Origin of the sequence: Nocardioides nitrophenolicus (assembly GCF_016907515.1) — a bacterium.
Classification (GTDB): domain Bacteria; phylum Actinomycetota; class Actinomycetes; order Propionibacteriales; family Nocardioidaceae; genus Nocardioides; species Nocardioides nitrophenolicus.
In genome coordinates, this window is the sequence record NZ_JAFBBY010000001.1 from 3,367,710 (window position 1) to 3,389,911 (window position 22,202).

Annotated in this window: 27 protein-coding genes and 1 tRNA gene; 6 read left to right on the forward strand and 22 right to left on the reverse strand. The window is 70.9% G+C overall.

Going from position 1 to position 22,202, the window contains the following annotated elements; all coding sequences use genetic code 11:
* Nucleotides 1–19 precede the first annotated feature (19 nt).
* From JOD66_RS16455 to JOD66_RS16505, 11 genes are all read right to left on the reverse strand, one after another.
* The gene (locus tag JOD66_RS16455; RefSeq protein ID WP_204837932.1) at nt 20–328 is read right to left on the reverse strand and encodes a hypothetical protein; all 309 of its coding nucleotides are present in this window, start codon (nt 326–328) and stop codon (nt 20–22) included.
* A gap of 50 nt (nt 329–378) precedes the next feature.
* Nucleotides 379–753: a hypothetical protein gene (locus JOD66_RS16460; protein WP_204837933.1), complete on the reverse strand. Its 375-nt coding sequence runs from the start codon at nt 751–753 to the stop codon at nt 379–381.
* On the reverse strand, nt 750–1,160 hold the full coding sequence (locus JOD66_RS16465; protein ID WP_204837934.1) for a hypothetical protein: 411 nt from the start codon (nt 1,158–1,160) through the stop codon (nt 750–752). Before JOD66_RS16465 ends, JOD66_RS16460 begins: the two co-directional genes overlap by 4 nt.
* Nucleotides 1,157–1,390, reverse strand: a complete 234-nt coding sequence (locus JOD66_RS16470) for a hypothetical protein (protein ID WP_204837935.1) — start codon at nt 1,388–1,390, stop codon at nt 1,157–1,159. Before JOD66_RS16470 ends, JOD66_RS16465 begins: the two co-directional genes overlap by 4 nt.
* Nucleotides 1,387–1,836, reverse strand: coding sequence for a hypothetical protein (locus JOD66_RS16475; RefSeq protein ID WP_204837936.1), 450 nt, complete (start codon nt 1,834–1,836; stop codon nt 1,387–1,389). Before JOD66_RS16475 ends, JOD66_RS16470 begins: the two co-directional genes overlap by 4 nt.
* Before the next feature lie 11 nt (nt 1,837–1,847).
* Nucleotides 1,848–2,279, reverse strand: coding sequence for a hypothetical protein (locus tag JOD66_RS16480; RefSeq protein ID WP_204837937.1), 432 nt, complete (start codon nt 2,277–2,279; stop codon nt 1,848–1,850).
* A gap of 106 nt (nt 2,280–2,385) precedes the next feature.
* Entirely contained in the window at nt 2,386–2,574 is a 189-nt protein-coding gene (locus JOD66_RS16485; protein WP_204837938.1) for a hypothetical protein, read from the reverse strand.
* Nucleotides 2,571–3,368: a ParB N-terminal domain-containing protein gene (locus JOD66_RS16490; protein ID WP_204837939.1), complete on the reverse strand. Its 798-nt coding sequence runs from the start codon at nt 3,366–3,368 to the stop codon at nt 2,571–2,573. The genes JOD66_RS16485 and JOD66_RS16490 overlap by 4 nt, the downstream gene beginning before the upstream one ends.
* 14 nt (nt 3,369–3,382) lie before the next feature.
* Entirely contained in the window at nt 3,383–3,763 is a 381-nt protein-coding gene (locus JOD66_RS16495; protein ID WP_204837940.1) for a hypothetical protein, read from the reverse strand.
* A complete protein-coding gene (locus JOD66_RS16500) occupies nt 3,763–3,951 on the reverse strand; it encodes a hypothetical protein (RefSeq protein ID WP_204837941.1) in 189 nt (62 codons plus the stop codon). Before JOD66_RS16500 ends, JOD66_RS16495 begins: the two co-directional genes overlap by 1 nt.
* A gap of 80 nt (nt 3,952–4,031) precedes the next feature.
* Nucleotides 4,032–4,244 (reverse strand): helix-turn-helix transcriptional regulator, encoded by a 213-nt coding sequence (locus JOD66_RS16505; protein WP_204837942.1) that lies wholly within the window; start codon nt 4,242–4,244, stop codon nt 4,032–4,034.
* An 86-nt stretch (nt 4,245–4,330) separates the two neighbouring features.
* On the opposite strand from JOD66_RS16505, the gene JOD66_RS16510 reads away from it, so the two are divergent.
* The gene (locus JOD66_RS16510; protein WP_204837943.1) at nt 4,331–4,918 is read left to right on the forward strand and encodes a helix-turn-helix transcriptional regulator; all 588 of its coding nucleotides are present in this window, start codon (nt 4,331–4,333) and stop codon (nt 4,916–4,918) included.
* Complete coding sequence (locus JOD66_RS16515; protein ID WP_204837944.1) at nt 4,911–6,050, forward strand: tyrosine-type recombinase/integrase; 1,140 nt, start codon at nt 4,911–4,913, stop codon at nt 6,048–6,050. The genes JOD66_RS16510 and JOD66_RS16515 overlap by 8 nt, the downstream gene beginning before the upstream one ends.
* Here the strand turns inward: JOD66_RS16515 and JOD66_RS16520 are convergent.
* Nucleotides 6,041–6,532, reverse strand: a complete 492-nt coding sequence (locus JOD66_RS16520) for a YajQ family cyclic di-GMP-binding protein (protein ID WP_204837945.1) — start codon at nt 6,530–6,532, stop codon at nt 6,041–6,043. The two genes, JOD66_RS16515 and JOD66_RS16520, sit on opposite strands and share 10 nt — an antisense overlap.
* Nucleotides 6,533–6,623: 91 nt before the next feature.
* On the opposite strand from JOD66_RS16520, the gene JOD66_RS16525 reads away from it, so the two are divergent.
* The 4 genes from JOD66_RS16525 to JOD66_RS16540 all read left to right on the forward strand — a co-directional run bounded on the left by JOD66_RS16525 (nt 6,624) and on the right by JOD66_RS16540 (nt 7,870).
* Nucleotides 6,624–6,705 (forward strand) — tRNA-Tyr (locus tag JOD66_RS16525).
* 138 nt (nt 6,706–6,843) lie between these two features.
* A complete protein-coding gene (locus tag JOD66_RS16530) occupies nt 6,844–7,038 on the forward strand; it encodes a hypothetical protein (protein WP_204837946.1) in 195 nt (64 codons plus the stop codon).
* Between the two features lie 139 nt (nt 7,039–7,177).
* On the forward strand, nt 7,178–7,333 hold the full coding sequence (locus JOD66_RS16535; protein ID WP_204837947.1) for a PIN domain-containing protein: 156 nt from the start codon (nt 7,178–7,180) through the stop codon (nt 7,331–7,333).
* Between the two features lie 33 nt (nt 7,334–7,366).
* The gene (locus JOD66_RS16540) at nt 7,367–7,870 is read left to right on the forward strand and encodes a nuclear transport factor 2 family protein (protein WP_204837948.1); all 504 of its coding nucleotides are present in this window, start codon (nt 7,367–7,369) and stop codon (nt 7,868–7,870) included.
* Nucleotides 7,871–7,902: 32 nt separating this feature from the next.
* On the opposite strand, the gene JOD66_RS16545 is transcribed toward JOD66_RS16540, so the two are convergent.
* The 10 genes from JOD66_RS16545 to JOD66_RS16590 form a co-directional block, all read right to left on the reverse strand.
* Entirely contained in the window at nt 7,903–8,055 is a 153-nt protein-coding gene (locus tag JOD66_RS16545) for a hypothetical protein (RefSeq protein WP_204837949.1), read from the reverse strand.
* Entirely contained in the window at nt 8,052–8,285 is a 234-nt protein-coding gene (locus JOD66_RS16550; protein WP_204837950.1) for a hypothetical protein, read from the reverse strand. The genes JOD66_RS16545 and JOD66_RS16550 overlap by 4 nt, the downstream gene beginning before the upstream one ends.
* Before the next feature lie 66 nt (nt 8,286–8,351).
* Nucleotides 8,352–10,328: an eIF2A family protein gene (locus JOD66_RS16555; protein WP_204837951.1), complete on the reverse strand. Its 1,977-nt coding sequence runs from the start codon at nt 10,326–10,328 to the stop codon at nt 8,352–8,354.
* A 12-nt stretch (nt 10,329–10,340) separates the two neighbouring features.
* Nucleotides 10,341–11,717 (reverse strand): exopolysaccharide biosynthesis polyprenyl glycosylphosphotransferase, encoded by a 1,377-nt coding sequence (locus JOD66_RS16560; protein ID WP_204837952.1) that lies wholly within the window; start codon nt 11,715–11,717, stop codon nt 10,341–10,343.
* Nucleotides 11,714–12,217: a glycosyltransferase gene (locus JOD66_RS29540; RefSeq protein WP_204837953.1), complete on the reverse strand. Its 504-nt coding sequence runs from the start codon at nt 12,215–12,217 to the stop codon at nt 11,714–11,716. The genes JOD66_RS16560 and JOD66_RS29540 overlap by 4 nt, the downstream gene beginning before the upstream one ends.
* Complete coding sequence (locus tag JOD66_RS16570; RefSeq protein WP_204837954.1) at nt 12,214–12,663, reverse strand: UDP-N-acetylglucosamine--LPS N-acetylglucosamine transferase; 450 nt, start codon at nt 12,661–12,663, stop codon at nt 12,214–12,216. The genes JOD66_RS29540 and JOD66_RS16570 overlap by 4 nt, the downstream gene beginning before the upstream one ends.
* A 97-nt stretch (nt 12,664–12,760) precedes the next feature.
* Complete coding sequence (locus tag JOD66_RS16575; RefSeq protein WP_204837955.1) at nt 12,761–14,188, reverse strand: hypothetical protein; 1,428 nt, start codon at nt 14,186–14,188, stop codon at nt 12,761–12,763.
* A gap of 139 nt (nt 14,189–14,327) precedes the next feature.
* Nucleotides 14,328–15,011 carry a response regulator transcription factor gene (locus JOD66_RS16580; protein WP_239545266.1) on the reverse strand — a complete coding sequence of 228 codons (684 nt, stop codon included), beginning with the start codon at nt 15,009–15,011 and terminating at the stop codon, nt 14,328–14,330.
* A gap of 5 nt (nt 15,012–15,016) precedes the next feature.
* On the reverse strand, nt 15,017–16,465 hold the full coding sequence (locus JOD66_RS16585; RefSeq protein ID WP_204837956.1) for a sensor histidine kinase: 1,449 nt from the start codon (nt 16,463–16,465) through the stop codon (nt 15,017–15,019).
* A 241-nt stretch (nt 16,466–16,706) separates the two neighbouring features.
* The gene (locus JOD66_RS16590; RefSeq protein ID WP_204837957.1) at nt 16,707–22,127 is read right to left on the reverse strand and encodes a PKD domain-containing protein; all 5,421 of its coding nucleotides are present in this window, start codon (nt 22,125–22,127) and stop codon (nt 16,707–16,709) included.
* Nucleotides 22,128–22,202: the final 75 nt, after the last annotated feature.

Consider the following 22,202-nt stretch of genomic DNA (forward strand, 5'->3'; position numbering starts at 1 on the left):
GTGGGCTGACTGGCCGGGGTCACGCCCGCTGCTCGAGGTCGGTGATCCGGGACTTGAGCCACGCGATGCCGAGATGCAGGCCGCGCTCGTAGTCGTCGCACGGGTAGTCCGTGAACATGTGCGTCTCCTTGCAGTCGTTCGACCAGTGGGCGTGCTGGAAGGCCGTCTCGTGAAGGTGGCATGCGATGTGGTGATCGAGGTCCGACTCGGTCCTCTTGTGGATGAACTCCGAGAGGTAGCCGAGCTCGTTGTCGGGCGGGTTCCAGCAGTCGTCCTTCGGCTTGTCCTCGGGCGTGGCGGCCTGGGCGGTGGCGGTCGTGTCGGTCATAGCGGTCTCGCTCTCTGTGGTCGGGATGGTGAGTTGTTCGGCCGAGCCGGTCATCCGTCCCACCCCGGCATCTCTCCGGAGGTGCGGCCGGCGCGTCGATCGGCGTGACCACCAGGCGTGTCGGCGTACCGGGCACGGCCCGCGATGACGTCATCGGCGGTGGCGAGGTGGGGGCCGAACATCGGATCGGACGCTGGTGCCATGGAGGGGGCCAGCCGTCGCAGGGAGGCCATGTCGGTCTCGCGCTCGATCTCGCCAGCCAGGTCGAGGGCACGGGCAGAGAGCTGCCGCAGGTCGGCGACGAGCTGGTCGCGGTCGGTGTTCTCGGCGTGCGCGACCAACCGCTGGACACCCGCGTCGATGGTGACCTCGGCGTAGGTGACGTCGTCGATGTCCCACCAGGACGAGGTGAGTGTGTACGTCACAGCGGCACCTCGTTGTCGGTGAGCCCGAACACCGGGTCGGCGCCGGGCGGGAGGGGCTCGTCGGGGACGTCCATGACGGTGGACGCCCTCTCGGCGGTCGGCTCCTCTGTCCGCCGCTGACAGGCCGGGCACGTGTCCACGTCGACCTCTGCGGCCTTGTGGGCCTTGTGCCGGACGACACCGCCGGGCGACATGCCGCCGAGGACCGAGGAGGCGTAGCCGTCCCACTCGTCGAGCTCGTCAGCGGCCTTGTGGGCGGCCTCCAGCAGCGCCTCGGCGGTCATGACCGCGACGAGCCCGGCGGCACGACAGCGACCCGCTGCCTCGGCCCAGGGCACGACATCCTTGCTGTCGGGAGACGGGGCGTCGAGCTGCTCGCGGATCCGGTCGAACAGGATCGCGTTCACGCCGCCACCTCCGGCATCTCCCACCCACGGCCGAAGAGACGCATGAACCGGCGACGCTGCCGCCTGTCGAGGGCGGTGGACTCCCTGAGGCGGCGGCGGAGTTCCCGACCCCGCAGACTGCTCTCGAGCCACAGGGCATGGCGGCCCATGGTGCAGTACCGGAGCTGCGTCGTGTCCCCGTCCGGACCGGTGATGTTGACCGTGATCGGGGTCAAGCTGATCTTGCTCATGTGTCCTCCTGAAGGATCGAGCGGGCGAGAGCGAGGGCGAACGAGTCGGTCCTGGCGTGCATCCGCCAAGAGCCGGTCTCCGCTCGGCCGACGTCGACGTGCGAGGAGTTGCCCGAGGTGTGCTGGATCGTCACGCCGATGAGGTCCGCGAGCGGCTCCATGGCGGCGACGGTCGCGGCCTCGCCTTCGAGCCAGTCCGCGACGAGCAAGGCGTTGGTGGGCGACCAGATGGCGATGTGCTGGGCGTTGGCCCGCCAGCGGTCGAGGCTGCCCGCGTTCGTGACGTCCTCGGTGACGTAGCGGTCCTCTGGCTGCGACCAGACGCTGATCTCGCGGGCTGGCTCGGGGTACCCGCGGTGGACGTCCTCGATGACCTCCCATGGGCCGGACGTGGCAGCCTGCGCCAGTTCGCGCAGCGTTGCCGCCGCCCGCTCCAGCAGGTCCACGACGTCGGCGTTCACTTCGACCACCCGGCCTCGATGATCGCGACACATTCGGGGCACCGCTGGGTCGCGACAGTCCCGCCGCGGCCGGGCTTCCACGTCTTGCCGCACAGGCCCGTCACGGCACCATTCGGGGCGGGCATCCCGACCACCAGGTGCTCGAACACCTCGACCGGCTCAGGTGGCGCGACCAACCCTCGGATGGCCTCCTGCATCGCCTCGGCCTGTCTCTCGGCCGTGTAGTCGGCCGGGTCGTTGGTCTCAAACTGGGCGAAGAAGGCATCGACCAGCCGCTCCGCGACCTGGTGGTCTTCGGGATCGACCACGGCGACCAGGCGGTCGTTGAACGTCGCGACCCGAGGCGGCACCTCCACGCCGTCGACCCAGCAGCGGCGGAACGTGAAGGTGACCCCGTCGACCCAGGTCGACTGGACCTCCCCGCTCACCGCAGATCACCCGTGACCGCCGCGGCGATGGCCATCACCGACACGATGACCGCGCACATCGTGCACACCGCGATCACCGCGATCGCACGCAGCTTCTGATCCCCGTTCACCGGACCACCACCACGGCCAGCCGGGACGCGATCGCCAGGGCCAGGAGCGCGGCCATCGGGAACAGCGCCACCAACACCCAGGCGACCTGCAACGGCCACACCACAGCCTGCTCAGCCCGACGCATCGCGACCGCGAACAAGACGACGCCCAGGACCGAGAAGGCGAACGACTGCCAGCCGGTCATCGGGCAGCCGCGCCGAGTGCGTCGATGGCGGCCAACGAGACCGTGGAGGTGTCCAATTTGGACAGCTCGGCGATCCCGGAGAACGCGTGCTCAAGCACCTTCCGCGCATCCTCCTGATCGACGCGCCAGGGAATCACCAGGTCGTCGGGCAGCATCGATCGGATGTCGCTCAAGTCGTTGAACAGGGTCGTGTAGACGTAGAAGTCGACGAGCGCCTGGCGGTTGACGAGGTCGAACGCGTCCGCCGCGAGATCATCGATCGTGGCGACACTGCGGTCCTTGGCGGCCTCGGCCCGGGTGAGCATCTCGTCGATCGGCGCCCCGCACAGCAACAGCTCGTGCAGCACCTTCCACAGGGACCGATAGCCCTGTCGCATGGCCTCCTGCCATCGACGCGTGAGCTCCTCGGCTTGCGTTCGCCGTTCAGACCGGACCGTGCCCACGGTTGTCGGGGAGCACCCCACCCGCCGGCTGATCGCGCGATCCGAGTCGTCGGGGCGCCGGATCAGCTCGTGCTCGATCAGGGCTCGCTTCTGCTCCTGGTTGAGGTGGCGGCGGGCACCGTTAAGGGTGACCGCGAGATCCATCGCGGCGTCGTCGTCGGCGACGTCGACCGTGATCGTCGGGTAGGGGATGCCGAGCTCGTCGGCGATCGCCGACCGGTTGTGGCCGTCGATGATCCGGCCGTGCTGGTCGACCGTCACCGGGACGAGGACGCCGTGCTCCGCGACGTCCTCGCGCAACGCCGCCATCTGGTCGTCGGTCAGTGGCGGCATCGGCTGGAAGACGCCCATGCCTGTCTTCGAGGTCACCGGGACCGACCCTCCTTCGCATCCATGGCGAGGGTCGCGGCGACTGCCATCGAGAAGTCACGGGCCTCAGCGAGGCCGGCGCGAAGATCCTGTGCCGGCACCCCCGTCGCATCCCTCGTCGCGTCGATGACATCGAGCAGCGGGCCGACGACACCCTCGGCCAGTTGCTTGGCTGCGACGGCGGCGACATACCCGAACGAAGCGGCGCCGATCCGAGCCAGGGTTGCCGCGGCGATCTGGTCCAGGGCGTCCTTGTCCCCGGCAGCAGCGGCCAGGGAGTACGACATCGCCGTACCTTCGGCCTGGATCAGGTCGATGTTCATGACGCCGAGCGGGGAGCCACAGTCGTCTGTCACGATGAAGTTGCTGGCGTCCATCAGATGCCATCCCGGTGGCTGGCGTCGCGCTGCTCACGCTGGCGGCGGAGGCGAGCGTTCCGGGCTGCGTCGGCCTCTTCGCGGAGGCGGGCACGGTCTCGCAGGTCGTTGGCGATCTGGCCGTCGCGGTTGATCTTTCCGACGGCTGCGTTTGCCGTCGGGTCACTGCTGGTGTGACGCTTGGACATGCGTCGTCCTTTCAATAGGGGGGGGCGTGGTTAGTGCGTGGCGAGGGGCCGGTTCTTGGCGGGATGGGCCCCTCGCTTCGTCATCCGGTGGCCTTCTCGAACTGGGCGTCGATCCATGCCTGGACGTCGGATTCGCGGTAGACGATCCGCTTGCCGAACTTCGCCGAGGGCGGTCCGACGGACTGCGGGTGATCGCCCTGCGCGAGCTGGCGCCAGTAGCGAAGAGTGTTTTCTGAGACGCCGATCCACTCGGCCACCTGCGCGATGCGGAGCAGGCGCTCCCGATCTCCCATCGAATCCTCCTTTGTAGATGGATGTCTGCGGACCAGCATATACCGAGACGTAGACGGTCGTCAGCAACTGGGTTAGCCTGCTCTGCGTGAGCCGGACGGAAGCTGATGAGAATGAGTGGGACTTCCGATTTCGCACGCGCATGAGGGAGTTGCGAGAGGCGAAGGGGATGACTCAGACCGATCTCGCCAGAGAGTTGTCGGAGTACCCGCTTCTGAAGCTGGGGCATCAACCGACGATCGCGCGGATTGAAGCTGGCGATCGGCCGGTCCGGCTTGGAGAGGCACCGTTCATTGCGAGGGAACTGGGGACGACGGTCCACGCGATGGTCGCGGAGGAGGGGTCAGATGAAGATCTGGACCTGTTCCTTGACGTCCTCTATAGCGAGATCAGTGGGCTTAGCGGGGCGCTGGCGGACTTCGAGGCCGAGTTCGACGACCCCTCTAGAGCTGCCCGCGCTCTGTATGAGCGGGCGCACTCTCAGGGGGCCAGCCTCGATGAGGCGGTTGCCGGCGGATCCGTCCTCGCGACGCGGATCACAGATGCGCTTGCGGCATTCGATGTGGTCATGAAGGCATGGGACGGACTGCGTGATGCGGTTCGGACACTAGAAGAGCAGCCTTTCACGATTCATCCTGGGCGCGAGGCTGAGTCTTCAGCGGAACGTGATGGCTAGCGTCGCGAAGCGGCCGAACGGCAAGTGGCGCGCCCGGTACCGCGATGACGCCGGCAAGGAGCACGCCCGCCACTTCGACCGCAAGCTAGACGCCCAGCGGTGGCTCGACGACGAGACCGCCGGCCTGGTCCGGGGCGACTGGATCGACCCGCGGCACGGCAAGATCACTTTCGACCAATGGTTCGCCGACTGGTCTGGTCGCCAAGTCTGGGCAGACGGCACGCTCGAGGCCGCACAGCAGGCGGCGGCATCGGTGACGTTCGGTGCTCTCCCGATGCGCAAGATCCTCCGCTCGCACGTTGAGGCGTGGGTCAAGGAGATGAGCTCCGGCAGCGCTGACGGTGCAAGGAAGCCGCTCGCCGCGAGCACCACGAAGATGCGCTTCAACTTCGTCCACATGACGTTCCGGGCCGCCGTCCGCGACAAGGTGATCCGGGAGGCGCCCTCGGACGGCGTCGCGCTCCCCAAGGTCGCCAAGGCCGAGGTCACCATGATGATCCCGACAGCCGAGCAGGTCGCGACCGCGCGTGAGACCTGCCCCGACCCGGCGTTCGTCGGCTTCATTGCCGTGTGCGCCTACGCCGGTCTCCGGCTCGGCGAGGCGGCCGGGCTCCAGGTCGGCGATGTCGACTTCCTGCGTCGCGAGATCCGCGTGCGCCGCCAGGTCCAGGGGCAGGCGGCAGCGACCGCCAAGGTCGTGCCGCCCAAGGCAGGATCGGCTCGCACGATCTACATCGACGACAAGCTGGTCGAGCTGCTGTCGAAGCATGTCCGCGATATCGGCACCTGGGGTGACGAGGGCTGGCTGTTCGGCGTCGGGACGCTGCTCAACCGGAACTCGGCTGGCCACTTGTGGCGGCAGACTCGGCAGCCGCTCGGCATGGACGCCTTCACGCTGCATGACCTGCGCCACTTCTATGCGTCGGGCCTGATCGCCGCCGGCTGCGACGTCGTCACGGTCCAGCACGCGCTCGGGCACTCGTCGCCCACGATCACGCTCAACACGTATTCGCACCTGTGGCCCAAGTCAGAGGACCGCACGCGGGCCGCAGCGGCCTCGCTCTGGGCTCGTGCGGACTCTGTGCGGACTCAGCGGCCCGACGACGTGCCTGACCTGCGGCGTCAGCGGTAGTTGGTGAACTGCACCGCGAAGTCGTAGTCCTGCGCCTTGACCAGCGCCTGGACGGCCTGCAGGTCGTCGCGCTTCTTGGACGACACGCGCAGCTCGTCGCCCTGGATCTGGGCCTTGACGCCCTTGGGGCCCTCGTCGCGGATCAGCTTGCAGACCTTCTTGGCGTCCTCGGAGCTGATCCCCTCCTTGAGGGTGATCCCGATCTTGGACACCTGGCCGGACTGGCGCGGCTCGGAGGCGTCGAGGATCTTGAGCGACTGGTTGCGCTTGATCAGCTTGTCCTGGAAGACGCTGAGCACGGCGCTGGCCCGGTCGTCGGCGGACGCGCTGATCTCGATCGCGTGCTCGCCCTTCCACTCGATCGTGGCGCCGGTGCCCTTGAAGTCGAAGCGGGTCGAGATCTCGCGCGCCGTCTGCCCGAGCGCGTTGTCGACCTCCTGGCGGTCGATCTTGGAGACGATGTCGAACGAGGAGTCGGCCATGGGTGTCACCTGCTGATTCGGAGGGGTCAGTCCTGCTGCGCTATTGTTCCGCGTAGTGGTCCGGTCGCCAAAAGCGGTCGGACGACACCGAGGCAGGTTGCCCGAGCGGCCAATGGGAGCGGACTGTAAATCCGTCGGCTTTGCCTTCGAAGGTTCGAATCCTTCACCTGCCACGGCACAAGGAACGGCCCGTGACCAGCGCCAGCGCTGGGAGCGGGCCGTTCCGCATTGCCGGCCGTACGTCCTGATCTCCGCCCCGACCCGCGCGCCGTGGCACACTGGCACCACGACCGACCGGCCGGGAGGGACACATGACGACGTCTCCGCAGTCCGACCTGCCTCCTGAATGGATCAGCGACAAGGAAGACCTCGCCGATCTCGTCAAGGGGGTCAAGCCCTACTCCGGGGGCGACGAGTACGCCATTCCCGACTTCTTCGCGAGCGACGCCGAGCAGGCGGAGTTCGTCGCCTGGGTTCGCGATGAGCGCGAGAAGGACATCGCCTGACGAATGCCTGTCGTGGTCCTCGACACCGACGTCATCTCGGGTCTGATCAGGACCGCGCCGCAGGGCGGAGATCGACCGGTGGGTCGCCGGCCCGATCATCACCGGCGGTCGTGACGTCGCGCGCAAGTGGGGCGAGATCATGGCCTATGCGGAGAAGCGGGGCCGGCCGCGGCCGGCGAACGACGCATGGATCGCGGCATGCTGTCTCGTCCACGACGTACCCCTCGCGACCCTCAACGTCGGTCACTTCGGCGACTTCGCCGAGTACGAGGGGCTCCGGCTGATCACCGCCTGATGTGGTGACTGCGGCGTTTGCTTTACTGCCCCGGTGACCGACACCGACCGCCGCGAGATCCACGACACCGTGCTCCGCTACTGCCGGGCGGTCGACCGGCTCGACTACGCCGGCATCCGGGCGGTGTACGCCGACGACGGGGTCGACCACCACACCGGCTTCACCGGGCCGGCCGACGACTACGTCGCGTGGCTGCGCGAGGTGCTGCCGCGGCTCGACGGCACGATGCACATCGTCGGCAACCATCTGGCGGAGGTCGTGGGCGACCAGGCGGTCGCGGAGACCTATGGCACGGCCGTGCACTGGGGCACGCCGGCCAGCGAGGCGCGGCTCAACTTCACGACCGGCTTCCGGTACGTCGACCACTTCGTCCGTACGCCGGCCGGCTGGCGGATCCGGGAGCGGTTCGCCGTCCGGGAGTGGACCCGCAGCGACGCCGGCCGGCTCCTGGCCCCGGAGGGCGAGGGTCCCCGAGGCCGGCGCGACGGGAGCGACCCGGTCCTCGTCCTGCGCCGGGCGGTGCTGGGCGAGGACTGATCCGGCCGGCCACCGGGTCACCGGCCGCCGGATCAGTCGGGTGGCTCGGTGAAGCGGACTGCGCCCGCCTTCTCCGGGCCGGGTGCGGTCAGGTCCTCGACGTGGACCACCGCCGACTCGAGCTGCTCCACGATGCTCCGCGCCTGGTCGAAGGTGCTCGGCGCGGCGTTCGCCTGCGCGTTCACAGGCGGACGATCAGTCGGGCGCCCAGGTGCCGGAGCCGGAGCCGACGCGGCGACGTGCGGGGCGTGGGGCCGGTGTCGCCGCGGAGGAACGCGGCGAGCTCCTCGTCGCTCGGGGCGCGGCCGACCAGCCGGATGAACTGGTGCACCGCCGCCCGGTCCTCCTCGCGCGATCTCTTGATGTCGTGGGCCATGGCCGACTCCTGCTGCCGGGCGCCGGGAGCGGCGCTCATGAGACACCGCCGCTGCCGGACGGTACCCACCGTGGGTACCCCGCCGGCCGAGGCGCATACCTCCCCCTACGGCTGGCCCTGGTACGGGAAGAGCGCCCGCGATGCCCAGCCGGAGCCGGCCGGGGCGATGGGAGCGGCGGTGCCGGCGAGCGCGCCGGTGGGCGTCCAGTCCGCCCGGGTCAGCGAGCCGTTGGCACCGGCGAACCACAGCCGGCCGTCGGCGACGAAGGCGCCGCGGACCCCGCTGTAGCTGACGCCGGCGACCGACGGGTACGAGTACAGCTGCTGGCCAACCACCCCGGACTCGACCTCGAAGCCGCGGCGGAACAGCTGGGCCGAGCCGGCCTTGGTGAAGTAGATCCAGCCGCGGTCGTAGAACAGGCTGGTGAGGAGCGGGACGTCGCCGTTGTGCCAGTCGGACTGGAAGACGAGCTGGTCGGCGGCGTTGACCGTCGTCGGTGCGCCATAGCTCGTGCCGTCGAAGGCACGCCGGGTCAGGGTGCCGTTGGCGTAGGCCGTGTAGAGGGTCCCGTTGACCATGAACGCGCCGACCGTCGTACCCCAGCCGGTGCCGTTGGGGGCGTCGACGGGCGCGGTGGCCGTGGTCCCGTCGAAGCCGACGTCGACCAGCTGGGAGCCGCCGCTGGCCACCCGGTAGACCGTGGCGGGCAGCGATGTCACCTGGCGGGTGGGGAGGGTCGCTCCCGAGGAGAGCGGCACGAAGGCGACCTTGCGGTGGGTCTCGTTGGCGAACACGTCGGTGTCGGAGCCGACGAAGAGACCCTCGGGCGTGGCGACCATGTCCTTGACCCCGACGCCGAGGGTGCGGGTCGGGTTCCAAGAGTACGGGAGACCGTTGGCCACGTCGAGGGCGCCGATGCCGGGCCGGGACACCGCGCCCTGCCCGGCGGCGTCCCCGCGGGTGGGGTTGTTCTGCCAGCGCATGTGGCCGCCGACGTAGACCACGTCGGCCGTCACCTCGGTGTCCCAGGTGGTGTCGCCGCCGGTGTAGGCCACCCAGGTCGGCCGCACGCTCGTGCCGGCCGCGGCGGACTCGTAGCGGGCGACGACGTCGCAGCCGCTGGTGCCGGCGACGCTGGCGCTGCCGCCGAACGCGCCCGTCGTCGAGACCACGAAGAAGCTGCCGTCGGGGGAGAACTCGACGTCGGTCATGTAGGTCTCGAAGGACGCGCTGCACGGCGACTCGTACTGGGTCGTGTAGTAGTTCGCCAGCGCCATCGCGGGCCCGGAGATGTCGAGCACCGCGAACTGGTGGCGGTGCGCGCCGTTGACCGTGTCGAAGTTGCCGATGAGCACCAGCCGGCCGTTGGCCGGGTCGGTCGCGATCTTCTGCACGTTGGTGGTGGTGCCGCGGTGGACGCCGGCGATCACCCCCGTGTAGTAGGGATCCCGGGCTCCCGTCGTCGCGTCGAGGGTCCCGAGGGCGAGGCTGGGCCGGCCCTGCAGGTGGGTGAACTTGCCGGCGACCCACAGCCGGTTTCCGGTGACGGAAAGGTCGCGGACCTGGCCGTTGACGGTGCCCGGCTGGAAGGCGGCGACCCGGGCGCCGGTGGTCACGTCGGCCTTGTAGAGCCGGCTGACCGCGACGCTCACGCCGCCGGAGGTCGCGCTGGTGAAGGCGCCGCCGATGTAGACCGAGGTCCCGTCGGAGGCGGGCTGGAGCGCGTACACCCGGTCGTTGGGGTTGGGGGCGAAGGTGGTGCTGACCTGGCCGGTGAAGGCGTTGAAGGCGAACAGGTTGGTGCGCGGGATGTCGACGGAGCTGCCGGCGTTGCGGACCCGGGTGAAGGTGCCGCCGACGATGACCTGGTCGCCGACGCGGGTCATCGCGTAGACCGCGCCGTCCATCACGTGCGGGGTGAACCCGACCGGGTCGGAGTCGACGATCCGGCCGTTCTGGGGTGCGGCGTTGCCGGTGTCGGCGCCGTGGGCCGGCGGCGAGAGGGCGCCGGTCAGCAGGGCGGCGAGGACCGCCCCGACAGCCATCAGCGCCGTGGTGCTGCGGGTGGTCACGGTTCCCATCGAGTGTCCCCTTCAGTAGGCCCCGCGGCCGCTGAGGACGGCGCCGGCGGTGCGGAGCAGGATCTTGGCGTCGAGCAGCAGCGACCAGTTGTCGACGTACTGCTGGTCGAGGCGGACGGTGTCGTCCCAGGACAGGTCCGAGCGACCCGACACCTGCCACAGCCCGGTCATCCCGGGCCGCACCACCAGCCGGTGGCGTACGTCGGGCAGGTAGGCCGCGACCTCCGACGGCAGCGCCGGGCGCGGGCCGACCAGGGACATCTGGCCGAGCGCGACGTTGATCAGCTGGGGCAGCTCGTCGAGAGAGGTACGTCGCAGCCACCGCCCCACGCGGGTGATCCGGGGGTCGCGGTGGATCTTGAACAGCGGCCCGCTGCCCTCGTCGAGCGCGACCAGGTCGGGCTCGGCGAGGTCGGCGTCGCAGCGCATGGTGCGCAGCTTCCAGATGGTGAACGGCGCGTCGGCGCGGCCGATCCGGGTCTGCCGGAAGAAGGCCGGGCCGGGCGAGTCCAGGCGGATCGCCAGCGCCAGCGCCAGCAGCAGGGGGGCGAGCAGGAGCAGTGCCAGGGTGGCGAGCACGCGGTCGAGGAGGTGCTTGACCGCGTGGGACGGGCCCAGCCGGCGGGGTGCGCCGAGGTGGAGCAGCGGGAGCTGGTCGCCGAGGTCGAGTCGGGTCCGGCCGGCCGGCGAGGTCAGCAGCCCGGTCCAGACGAAGATCGCGACGCCGGCGTCCTCCAGGCACCAGCACAGGCGCTGCAGGTCGGCGGCCGAGACGGTCGGGTCCGGCGCGAGGATCACCGCGTCGGCGCTGTCGTCCGCGGCCCTGGCGACGCAGGACGCGAGGTCGCACGCACCGACCACCTCGAAGCGCTGGGCGGGGGACTTCCCGAGCCGCTCCACCAGCGCGGGCAGGGTCACGACGGTGCCGGCGACGACCACGCGGTGGGTCACGCCGCTGAGCCGGACGCCGCTGCGGGCGAGGACGGCCATCGTGCCGCGGGCCGCGCCACCGAGCAGCGCGCTGAGCGCGCACACCGCGGCGACCGTGCCGGCCGAGAGCGGATAGCCGACCAGGTCGGCCACCAGCAGCGCACCCGTGGGCAGCACCAGCGCCGCCACGGCGAGTCGCCGGCAGCGGGCGCCGAGATGGCCCGGCAGCTGGTAGTCGCCGGTCGCGCAGACCGCGGCCACCCACATCGGGACGAAGAGCAGGGCCGGCCCCACGCGCGCGATCGCGTCGGGTACCAGGCTCGCCACCAGCACCACGACCAGCGCGGCCAGGGCGTCGGCGGCGGCGCGCATCCGCCCGGCCCGGTGCAGCGGCGCCGTGGCCCGGGAGCCCCCGTGCTCGGCGGGTGTGACGGTGGTGCGGGCCGACAGGACGGTCATCGGTGCACCAGATCCTCGACCAGGGCCTCGAACCGGGCCAGCGTGGGCGACACCCGGTGCTCGGTCGGGTGGCGACGACCGGTGAGCACGGCGAGCGCCAGCCGGTTCGCGAGCTCCGCCTCGTCGTACGCCGTCACGACCAGGCCGGTTCGCGAGACGAAGCGGGCGAAGCGCTGCTGGTGGTCGTCGACGTGCTCGCCCTGGTGCGGGTCGCGGGGCACCACGATCGGGAGGTGCCCGTGCTCGCGGGCGTCCATGATCGAGCCCGGTCCGCCGTGCGTGATCACCGCGTCCGCCCGGTCCAGCAGGTCGGCCATCGCGGCCGGTCCCATCAGCCGCTCGCCCGTCAGGCCCGCCGGCAGCGGGGTGGCGCCGTGCTGCACGTGGAAGACGAACCGGCGCTGCTCGACCAGCCGGCCCACCCAGCCCAGCAGCCGGTCGAACCGGTGGTGGTCCGTGCCGAGGAACACCGCCACGAGCGGCGGCCGCGCGGGCGTCACCACAGCTCGCCCACCAGGACCGAGGACCGGTACAGGTGCTGCTGCTCGGGCCACTGCACGAGGAAGAGGTCGCTGGCCGGCCGGCACAGCTTGCCGGTGAGGGTGCGGGTCTCGATCCGGTCGTACACCTCGAGGTAGATCGACGAGGTCCGCCGTCGGTGCCGCAGCCAGAAGTACGGCACCGCCACGGCCGCCCCCGTCGAGACCACGACGTCCGGGCCGAACTCGTCGAGCACGTGGTGGGCCTGCACCGAGTTCCGGGCCAGGTTGACCAGGTTGCGGGTCGTCGGGTGGTGCGCCCAGGTCACGCTCTCGCCCTCGAGCTTGGCGACGGCGTCCGCGGTGTCGAAGGTGACCCAGTGCCGGTCGTGCTTCTCCCACCAGGGACGCAGGCACATCAGCTGGGCGAGATGGCCCCCCGAGGAGGAGACGAGAAGCACCCGCATGACGACTCCCGGAGCTTGGCGGCTGACGGCGATCCCCCGACCCTAGGGAGCCTCCGTGGGCCTGACATGCCCCAAATACGGCATGTCTGGGCCTTGCTCAGGCGGCGCAGCCGTCGGCCAGAACGATCGCCTGCTGGGCGTGGAGGTGGTACTCGGCTCGGGTGATGGGTCGGGTGCCGCCGCCGGTGACGAGGCGGTAGAGGCCGTGGGGTGTGCCCCAGACCCAGCGGTCGGGTCCGAGCTGTAGGACGGTGTAGCCGAGGTGGGTCTTGGCTCGGTGGTGGTGTCGAGTGAGTGGGGTGTCGTTGTGGTCGCCGGTCTGGCCGGGTGGTCCGTTGTTGTCGTAGGGCGTGGTGTGGTCGTGGTCCGGTGTCCGGCCGTGTCTGGTGAAGAGGCCGGTGGCGTGGGGGAAGACGTCGCCGAGCGTCCTGAGCTCGGTGCGGTGCTTGACGTCGGTGGGGTGCTCGTAGCCGTTGACCGAGCGGCCGGTGTGGAGGTCGATGACCGGGGTGAGGGTGACGGCGGTCTGGCGGCGCAACAGGTCGCGGACCTGGTCGAGGAGTCGGGGGCCGAGGTCGTCGACGCGGGCGAGGGGGCCGAGGGTGCCGTCGGCCTGCTGGGCGACGTGGACGACGATCTCCGCCGCGCCCCCAGTCGTGGCGTCGGCTTCGTGTTCGTCAGGAGCCTCGATCGAGCGGTAGAACGCGAGCACGGCGGCGGGGTCGGCGAGCATCGCGAAGGCCTCGGCGCGCCAGTGGTCCATCGGCAACGGGTCCTGCCCGTCGAGAGGTGGGGTGGCGTGCGCGGCCAGTGCGGTGGCGAGGTCCTCGACCGTGCGGGCGCACTCGAGGGCGTCGGCCTCGTCGAGGCGGGCGAACACGGTCCCGATCCCGGCCTGGCTGTCGGTGTTGCCGTCGGTGTTGGCGTCGGGGTCGTCGACCTGGTCACCGGAGCGGGGTCGGGAGAACCAGACGCCCTTCTTGTCCTGGTTGGCCTTGATCCGTTCGGTGTGGGCGGCGGTGTCGGCCTCGATGACCTTGGCCTCGGCGATCGCCAGGACCCGCGCGGGTGCTGCGTCCAACGCAGCAGCGACCGCGGTGTCGACGATGCGGATCTGGTGCCGGTCGAGGCGACGCGCCATCCGGGCGACCTTGCGCACCACCCACACCTCGCACCGGCCTTCACCGACGCCGGCCCAGACCTGGGGGAGGCGGTGGCGCAGGTCGAGGGCGTCGGCCAGCGCCCGGCGGGTGGTCATCACGGCCTCGTGGCGCGCGATCGCGATCTCGACCAGCGCGAGGTCCTGGACCTGTGGCGTGCCGTCACCGCCGAGCGCGATGAGCCGCGGCCCGCCGAACCTGGCAGGCACCGCGTCGGGCTCGGCCTGCGGGTCACCGGAATGCAGGTCGGCCCAGGCGAGCAACAGCTCGAGCTTGTCGACCTCGACCTGGCGGGCCATCCGGACGCCGTCCTCGGCCGCCTGGAGCAGCTGCTCCGGTGTGGCTTCCGAGAGGTCCGAGATCATGGCTCATTGTATCGAACATCTGTTCGAATCGCCAGGGCTCCGGAGGACCTTTCCCGGGCCTCCGTGCCTGGCTCTCCTTCACCGCAGAACCGTCTCGCGATCCGTTGGGAGACAGATGGTCCCCACGTCCGAGGGAGCGCTACGAGGGCGGATGCCACCCGACCTTGTACGCCGCGCCGACGGCGGCGAGCTGGGAGCTCATCTCCAGCTTGGCCAGGATCGACTTCACCTGGGTCCGGACGGTGGCCTCGGAGACCACGCTGGTACGGGCGATCTCGCGGACCGGGGCGCCGCGCATGAGCGCGCCGAGCACCTCCATCTCGCGCCGGGTGAGCCGGTCCAGCCGGGTCCGGATGTCGCGGACCTCGTCGCGATCGTGGAGCGCCAGCTCGATCAGGGAGCCGCGCTCCTCGGCGTTCATGAGCGGCAGCCCGTCGCGGGCGCGGCGGACGGTGGCCACCACCTCGTGCAGCGGGCAGGTCTTGACCAGGACCGCCTTGGCGCCCCGGCGCAGGCATTCGCCACGGCGGGCGCTCTCCCCGCTGCCGGTGACCACCACGACCGCGATGCCGGCCGCCGCGAGCGGGGTGATCAGCCGCATCCCGTCGCCCACGCGCCCCAGGTCGAGGTCGAGCAGGATCACCCGGGGCGCGCTGCGCAGGGCGGTCGCGAGCACCGTGGCGAGGGTGGCGTGCGCGTCGGTGAGGTCGATCCGGCGTACGACATAGCCCTCGGACTCCAAGGTGAGGGAGACCGACTCGGCGAACAGCGCGTGGTCGTCGATGATCGTGATCCGCATCGGGCGGGGGCGTCCGGTCGACATCGTCGTCACCCCGCCACGGCCGTCGTCGGTACGACGTGCGCCGGTGGGGCGGCCGCGGACACGTGCGGCCTCGGCACGGGACCGGCCGCCGTCCGTGCGGCGGGGAGGGTCACCACGAAGGTGGCGCCGCCCCCGCGGGAGGCGGCGGACCGCTCGTGGTGGAGCGAGCCGCCGAGCTCGAGCATCAGCCGGTGCGCCCGCTGCAGGCCGATGCCCTGACCGGTGGAGGCCACGCCGCGGGCGCCCCACTGGAAGAGCCGGTCCTCCAGCTCCGGCTCGACGCCCGGTCCCTGGTCGGAGACCCGGATCTCGACGCACTCGCCGGTCACCTGGGAGACGACGGTGGTGGCTCGGCCGTGGGCGTGGCGATGGGCGTTGGTGAGCAGCACGTTGAGAACCTCCGCGAGAGCGTCGTGACGGGCGAGCACGCGGTGCCCGTCCGGATGCCAGTGCACGCGGTGGCCGAGTGCCTCCTGGGCGATGACGAGCGGTTCGACGACGTCGTCGACCGCGATCTCGGTCACCTGGTCGGGACCGTCGTCGATGCAGGTGCGACCGAGGCGGGCGGCCTCCGCGTCGACCATGTGCTTGAGGGCCAGGCGCCGCGGACCGGGCGGGACCTGGTCGCTGGTGAGCAGGTGGACGCCGGCCACGATCCCCGCCGTCGCGGCCCGCATCTCGTGGGCCACCTCGCGGTCGTGCTGCACGGTCGCCTCGGCCTCGGCCGCCCGCAGGACCAGGCTGGCCTCGAGCGAGCTGTGCTCGCGCAGCGAGGAGAGCAGCAGCCCGATGACCGTGGTCGCGAAGAGCGCGTCGCACAGCACGATGCCCGCGATCACGCCCGGGGGCGGCGAGGTCGCCTCGGTCAGCGTCGCCGCCACCCGGGCCGCGAAGAGCACGAAGACGCCGCACGCCAGTCGCACCGCCGCCCAGCGGGGCAGCGGCGAGCTGAGCAGGCTCACGGTGACCAGCACGGTGACGGCGGTGATCGCGGCGAGCACCAGCAGGTCCGGCCAGCGGTCGACCGACAGGAAGGGTGAGGGATCGGTGAGGATCAGCCCGAGCCGGACACCCAGGACGCCGAGTCCGAGCAGCAGCCCGCCGAGCATCGGGTTGACCCGCGGCGGGTGCTGGTCGCGGAGACCGACGGAGAGCACGGCGAGCAGCACCAGCACCGTCACCAGGTGACCGGCGGTGAGGCGGTAGCTGTGCCCGCCGTGCGCCGCGTCGCCGAGCGACATCATCACCAGGGGCAGGTCCTGGACGGCGACCAGGGTGGCCGCGGTCGCCATCCGGGCGCGGACCAGGCTGTGCCCGATGCTGACGTCGAAGGAGAGCACCAGGGCGCTGGCGAGCAGCACCAGGTCGGACAGCACCATGCACAGGTGGCCGGCCGCGGCCACGGACTGCCGGGACGGGTCCTCCAGCAGCAGGACGCCGTACGGGTGGAGCATGAGGCACGCGAGGAGCAGGGCCCACCACAGGGGCGCGCGGTCAGCAGCTCGGGGTGAGGTGAGTGACCGTCGAGTGACCGCCCGAGAGAGCACCGGATGAGGGTGCCGGGACTGACGGCCCGGGTGCGGACGCGTCATGGATGCGATTATGCGCGGCTGTCCGGCTCCCGGTCGAGGTTGGCCGCAACGTACCCAATTTTGGCTCGTTCCGCTCGTATTGTCGGCAGGCCCTCACCATCCTTCACGGACCGGTCACGGTGACCTGGCGGGTGGTCGTGGTGGCCACTCCCCAGCCATCGGTGACGGTCAGCTGGACGGGGTAGGTGCCCGCCGCGGCGAAGGTGTGGGACACCGAGCTCGTGGTGGCGTTCGGTGTGCCGTCCCCCCAGACCCAGCGGTAGGTGATCGTGTCGCCCGGGTCGGGGTCGCTCGAGCCGACGGCCGAGAAGTTGCAGACCAGTGTCGAGCACGCCGGCGGGTTCAGCACGGCGACCGGTGCCCGGTTTCCGGGCGGCGTCGTGATCGTGACGGTCTGCGTCGCGGTGCCGGTGTCACCCCACTCGTCCCGCGCCGTCAGCGTGACCGTGAAGGTCCCGGGTGTGGCGTAGGTGCGGGTCGGTAGCGGCCCGGTGCCGGTGCCGTTGCCGAAGTTCCACGAGTAGGTCAGCGTCGCGGCGTTCTCGTCGGTGGAGCCACGGGCGTCGTAGGTGCAGACGTTGTTCGTGCAGCTGACCGTGAAGCTCGCCACCGGCGGGTTGTTCGGCGGGTGGGTGACCGTCGCGTGCCGCTCGGAGACCGCGCTGACGAAGTTGTGCTGGTCGATCGCCCGCACCTGCACGGTGTAGGCCCCGGCCGGGATCACCGGTGTGGTGTAGGAGAAGTTCGAGCCGGGGGTGCCGGGACTGTTGAGGAAGGCCGTGCGCCAGCTCGGGGTGGTGCTGGTGAAGGTGCCCGTCGAGCTCAGGTACTGCCCGGCGGAGTTCACGATCCCGACCTGTACCTGCTGCATCGCCTGGTCGTCCTCGGCTCGGCCGCTCACGAAGATCTTCCCGTCCGGGAACGCGGCGCCCTCGGTCGGGCTCAGCAGCGCGTCGGTCAGGACCGGCGGCTGGTCGCCCGGATAGATCGGGTAGCGCGAGGTCGCTCCGGTGGTCGACGGGTCCTGCTGCCCCGCGCTGTCCCAGGCGTAGGCCGTGACATTCCAGTCGCCCTGGGTCGGCAGCGCCCGGTTCAGCGACCAGGTGGTGCTCGTCGCCCCGGGACTGGCCAGGGTGGCGTCGAGGTAGGCGAGCGAGGCCGACAGGGTGCCGTCCGGCTGGAGGTAGCGGCTGGTGTCGGCGTCGCGGAGCGACACGGCGACGCGGGCGACGCCCTTGTCGTCGGTGGCCGCACCCGAGAGGTTCAGCAGCAGGACCTGCTGGCCGGTGATCGTCCCGGTCGGCGTGATCGTCGCGTTGGGCGGGCTGTCGCCCGGGATGGTCGCGTTGAGCGTCAGCCGGCCCTGGTTGGCCGACGACGTCGACAGCCCGATGTTGTCGTCGGCGCTGACGGTGAACGTGTAGCTGCCGGGGCTGAGATTGAACGGCGTCGTGTAGCTCCAGTTGTAGCTGCCCTGGTTGATGTTGACCGGCGAGATCCGGTAGGAGCCGGCGATCACATTGGTGCCCCACGAGCCGTCGGCCGCCAGCCGTTCACCCGTCGAGTTGTTGCGCAGCGTCACCCACACCTGGTGCAGGGACTGGTCGTCGTTGGCCGAGCCCGCGAACGTGATCGGGCTGCCGGGAGTCACCGCGACCGGCTGGACCGTCGTCGGAGGCACCATCGACACCGGCTGGCTGATCGAGACCGTCGGCGCCTGTCCGGTGGTCGTCACGATCCAGCGCCGGTCGGCCGTGTCGAGCGACGACTGGCCACCGGTGTCGGAGGAGCGGGCCTGCGCCCACCACTCGTCCTCGAAGGGCACGGTGACCTCGTAGGACCAGGTGGTCGAGGTCGCGCCGACCACGTCGGGGGTGATCTGGAAGGAGTTGTAGGTGAAGGACACCGTGCCGTCGTCCTGCAGGTAGCGGTTCTGCGTGTCGCGCAGGGTCAGGCTGATCCCGTTGACGCCGATGTCGTCGGCCGCGCTGCCGGTGATGGTGAAGGTCGTCTGGGCCTGGGGGCTCGGCGGACCGGTGATGCTCGTCGTCGGCGGCGCGTCCGCGGTCCCGAAGGTCTCGTACTTCTTCGACGCCTTGGTGTTGTCGCCCGTGCCGTTGCTCGCGACCGCGCGGGCCCGGACCAGCAGCTCGCGGTTGTTGGTCATCGTGACCGGCAGCCGCCAGGTGCGGTTCGGACCGGTGCCCGGGTCCAGGGTCGCGTTGAAGGTGTTGAGCGTCGTGGTGCCCCAGGTGGTGAGGTCGTCGTTGAGGTAGCGGTTGGAGTTGCGGTCCTGGATCTCGACCTCGACCCGGTTGATGCCGGAGGCCGCGGTCGCCGTGCCGGTGATCTCGTACGGCGTGTTCACCGGCTCGATCCGACCCTCGATGGGCGCGGTGATCGTGGTCTGGGTGCCGTTCTGCGCCGGCACGCTGTTGAAGTCGAGGAAGGCGATCCGGCCGACGTTGTAGCCGCCCTTGGTGTTGCCGTCGCCGCCCACGAACAGCCCGCGCGGGGTCGCCTCGAGGTGCTTGTCGCCCTCGTTGGAGTTGGACGACACGAACCACTCCAGGGCGTGCCCGTCGACCGGGTCGAGCGCGCCGAGGTGGGCGCGCTTGACCACCGCGTCGCCCAGGGCGTACGCCGAGAGCCCCTGTCCGGTGCCGTAGCCGACGTCGTCGAGACCGGGCCACGGCAGCGGCGCGGTCGCCGACTCCGACCACTGGAAGTGGCCGCCGACGTAGATGCCGGCCTCGGTGATCGCGACCGAGTACGTCGAGTCGAACTGCCGGGTGATCCAGACCGGCTGGGCGTTCGGGTCGTCGTTCAGGTCGAACCTGATCACGGTGTCGTTGATCGGCGGGCGGTCGCCGCCCGAGCCGCTGGTCACGATGAAGTAGGACCCGTCGGGCGAGATGTCGCCGCCGTAGGCGCGCTGGATGCCGCCCACGAACTGCAGGTTGTCCTGCCACAGCGTGGTCTTCCACGGTGTCAGCCGGTTTGTGCGGGTGTTGATGATCGCGACGCCGTACCGGTCCTGGCCGTTGACCTGGCGACCGGTGTGGACCACCAGCAGCCGGCCCTCGTCGCGGCTCAGCTTCAGTCGCTGCACGGCGAGGTCGCCGTTGGTGCCGATGCCGCCGGTGATGTTGTTGACGAAGTCGCCGCGGACCGCGCCGGTGACCCCGTCGAGCGCGGCGAGAGCCCCGCGCGGCACGTTGTTGATCGTGCTGAAGCGGCCGCCGGCGTACACCGTGGTGTTGGTGACGGCGAGCTCGTTGACCTTGCCGTTGGCGTTGGCGACGAAGCCGGCGATCGGCGCACCGGTGGCGGGATCGATCCGGGCGATCGCCTTCCTGGTCTGGCCGTTTACGGTGCCGAAGGTGCCGGAGATGTAGAGCTTGGTGCCGTCGGGCGTCGCCTCGACCGCGTCCACGCCGCCGTTGGTGAAGGTCGGCCGGAAGCTGGTGTCGACCTGTCCCGTGCTCCAGTTGTAGGCCGCCAGCCCGGCCTGGTTGACGATCGCGCCGTTGTTGGGCTGCCGGATCGAGGTGAAGGTGCCGGCGATGTACACCCGGTTGCCGACGACCTCGATGTCCCAGATCTCACCGTCGGTGATGGTCGGCTGGTCGGTGCGCGGGGTGTCCGGCACCAGCCGGGTGTGCCCCGGTGCCGGGTCGAGCGGCACCGCCGTCGCGGTGCCGGTCGTCTGGTCGGTGTGCCCGTGCCCGTCGTTCACCGTCAGGGTGACCGTGCGGGTGCCGGTGGTCGCATAGGTGTGGGACGGGTTGACCCCGGACCCGGTCTGGCCGTCGCCGAACTGCCAGCTGTAGCTCAGCGCGTCCTTGTCGAGGTCGTAGGAGTGCGCGGCGTCGAACTCGCAGGTCATGCCGGCGCATCCGGTCGAGAAGTCGGCGACCGGAGGCTCGTTGGTGCCGGTCGCGTCGACGCCGGGGTCGATGACGACGGAGAGCAGCATGTCGCGCGAGACGGACGTGCTGGTGGTGGCGGTCCGGCCGGGCACGGGACCGACGGCCACGGCGCCGTCGGAGTCGCCGAGGATCGCGCTCACCTTGCCGGTCCCGGACGCCGCGGCCTGGGTCCGCGTCTGCTCGCCGGCCGGCAGCGACCACACGGTGTCGGTCGAGGACTTCTCGCTCCAGACGTTGACCAGCCACGAGTTGGCGTGGGCGGCGCTGACCGCGGGAGCGGTGTGGCTGGTGGCCGGGGCGTCCACACCCCCCAGCGCGGACGCCCCGACCACAGCCGGTCCGGTGCTGCGATAGGCAGCGACGGTCAGTGCGGACTTCAGGTAGGTGGTGCCGGACGACACCGTGACGTCGCGGCCCGCGTCGGCCGCGGTGGCGCTGCGCGTCCAGGCGCGGCCGCGGATGCCGTTGCCGTCCCGGGTCTGGATCAGCGTCCAGCCGGCCGGGTCGTCGACGGGCACGGTCGTGGTGTTGGCGACGAAGAAGAGCAGCAGCCGGTCACCGGGCTCGACCGTGCTCGGGATGGTGACCGAGCGGCCGGGTGCGTTGCCGGCGGTGCTGGCCGAGCCGACGTACTGGATCTGGCCGGCGGTCACGCTCACGTCCGGGCTGACCTGGCGGGTGGTCGTCGCCTGGTGGCTCCCGTCGCTGACGGTGAGGGTCACCGTCCGCGGGCCGGCGGAGGCGTAGGTGTGGCTGGGCGTGCGGCCGGTGCCGCTCTGCCCGTCGCCGAAGGCCCAGGCGTAGGTCAGCGGGTCGCCGTCGGCGTCGCTCGAGCCGGACCCGTCGAAGGAGCAGGTGAGCCCGCTGCAGCCGGCCGTGAACGAGGCCTGGGGCGCGGTGTCGCCGAGCTGGCCGGGGCTGATCACCACGGAGAAGGTGGCCGACCGCGAGGCCGCGGAGCTGAGCGTGGCGGTCCGGACGGGCGCGGTGCCGGTGGCGACCGGGCCGTTGGAGTCGCCCCACACGCCGCTGACCTTGCCGCTGCCGGTGGTGGCGGCGGTGCCGCGGCTGGTGGTGCCGGCCGGGACCGTCCAGGTGCTGTCGGTCGAGGACTTCTCGGTCCACACCCCGACCAGCCAGGAGCCGGCGTCGGCGACCGCGATCGCCGGCGCGTCCACGCTGGTGCTCGACGTGTCGGAGCCGCCGGCGAGGGCCGTGACCGCCGGCGTGACGCCGGTGCTGCGGTAGGCGCCGACCGACATGACGGACTTGGCCGCGGTGGTGGTCGTGACCGTCACATTGGTGTTGGCGTCGCCGGCGACCGCGGTCCGCGACCACAGCCGGGCCCGGATCGCGTTGCCGTCGCGGCTGGCGAGCGGGCTCCAGCCGGTCAGGTCCGGGATCGTCTCGGTCGTGTTGGTGGTGAGCTCGAGGAGCAGCAGGTCACCGGGCTGGACCGTGCTCGGGATCCGCACGACGTGAGCCGTCCGGTTGCCGGCGGTGCTCGCCGCGTCGACGAAGGAGACCACTCCCGGTGCCGCCTGGGCGGGCGGGACCAGCGGGCTGAGTGGCGCGAGTGCGGGGACGACCACGAAGGCGGTAAGGATGGGGACGACCGCCCGGGCGATGCGACGCCATCGTCGGCTGGGGACCGGTTGACGCCGACT

Bases quoted from the DNA above. Each gene is read 5' to 3' on its own strand.
- JOD66_RS16455 (WP_204837932.1), bottom strand. From the start codon at position 328: ATGACCGACACGACCGCCACCGCCCAGGCCGCCACGCCCGAGGACAAG.
- JOD66_RS16470 (WP_204837935.1), bottom strand. From the start codon at position 1,390: ATGAGCAAGATCAGCTTGACCCCGATCACGGTCAACATCACCGGTCCG.
- JOD66_RS16485 (WP_204837938.1), bottom strand. From the start codon at position 2,574: ATGACCGGCTGGCAGTCGTTCGCCTTCTCGGTCCTGGGCGTCGTCTTG.
- JOD66_RS16490 (WP_204837939.1), bottom strand. From the start codon at position 3,368: ATGGGCGTCTTCCAGCCGATGCCGCCACTGACCGACGACCAGATGGCG.
- JOD66_RS16495 (WP_204837940.1), bottom strand. From the start codon at position 3,763: ATGGACGCCAGCAACTTCATCGTGACAGACGACTGTGGCTCCCCGCTC.
- JOD66_RS16500 (WP_204837941.1), bottom strand. From the start codon at position 3,951: ATGTCCAAGCGTCACACCAGCAGTGACCCGACGGCAAACGCAGCCGTC.
- JOD66_RS16505 (WP_204837942.1), bottom strand. From the start codon at position 4,244: ATGGGAGATCGGGAGCGCCTGCTCCGCATCGCGCAGGTGGCCGAGTGG.
- JOD66_RS16515 (WP_204837944.1), top strand. From the start codon at position 4,911: ATGGCTAGCGTCGCGAAGCGGCCGAACGGCAAGTGGCGCGCCCGGTAC.
- JOD66_RS16520 (WP_204837945.1), bottom strand. From the start codon at position 6,532: ATGGCCGACTCCTCGTTCGACATCGTCTCCAAGATCGACCGCCAGGAG.
- JOD66_RS16530 (WP_204837946.1), top strand. From the start codon at position 6,844: ATGACGACGTCTCCGCAGTCCGACCTGCCTCCTGAATGGATCAGCGAC.
- JOD66_RS16535 (WP_204837947.1), top strand. From the start codon at position 7,178: ATGGCCTATGCGGAGAAGCGGGGCCGGCCGCGGCCGGCGAACGACGCA.
- JOD66_RS16550 (WP_204837950.1), bottom strand. From the start codon at position 8,285: ATGAGCGCCGCTCCCGGCGCCCGGCAGCAGGAGTCGGCCATGGCCCAC.
- JOD66_RS16555 (WP_204837951.1), bottom strand. From the start codon at position 10,328: ATGGGAACCGTGACCACCCGCAGCACCACGGCGCTGATGGCTGTCGGG.
- JOD66_RS16560 (WP_204837952.1), bottom strand. From the start codon at position 11,717: ATGACCGTCCTGTCGGCCCGCACCACCGTCACACCCGCCGAGCACGGG.
- JOD66_RS16570 (WP_204837954.1), bottom strand. From the start codon at position 12,663: ATGCGGGTGCTTCTCGTCTCCTCCTCGGGGGGCCATCTCGCCCAGCTG.
- JOD66_RS16575 (WP_204837955.1), bottom strand. From the start codon at position 14,188: ATGATCTCGGACCTCTCGGAAGCCACACCGGAGCAGCTGCTCCAGGCG.
- JOD66_RS16580 (WP_239545266.1), bottom strand. From the start codon at position 15,011: ATGTCGACCGGACGCCCCCGCCCGATGCGGATCACGATCATCGACGAC.
- JOD66_RS16585 (WP_204837956.1), bottom strand. From the start codon at position 16,465: ATGCTCCACCCGTACGGCGTCCTGCTGCTGGAGGACCCGTCCCGGCAG.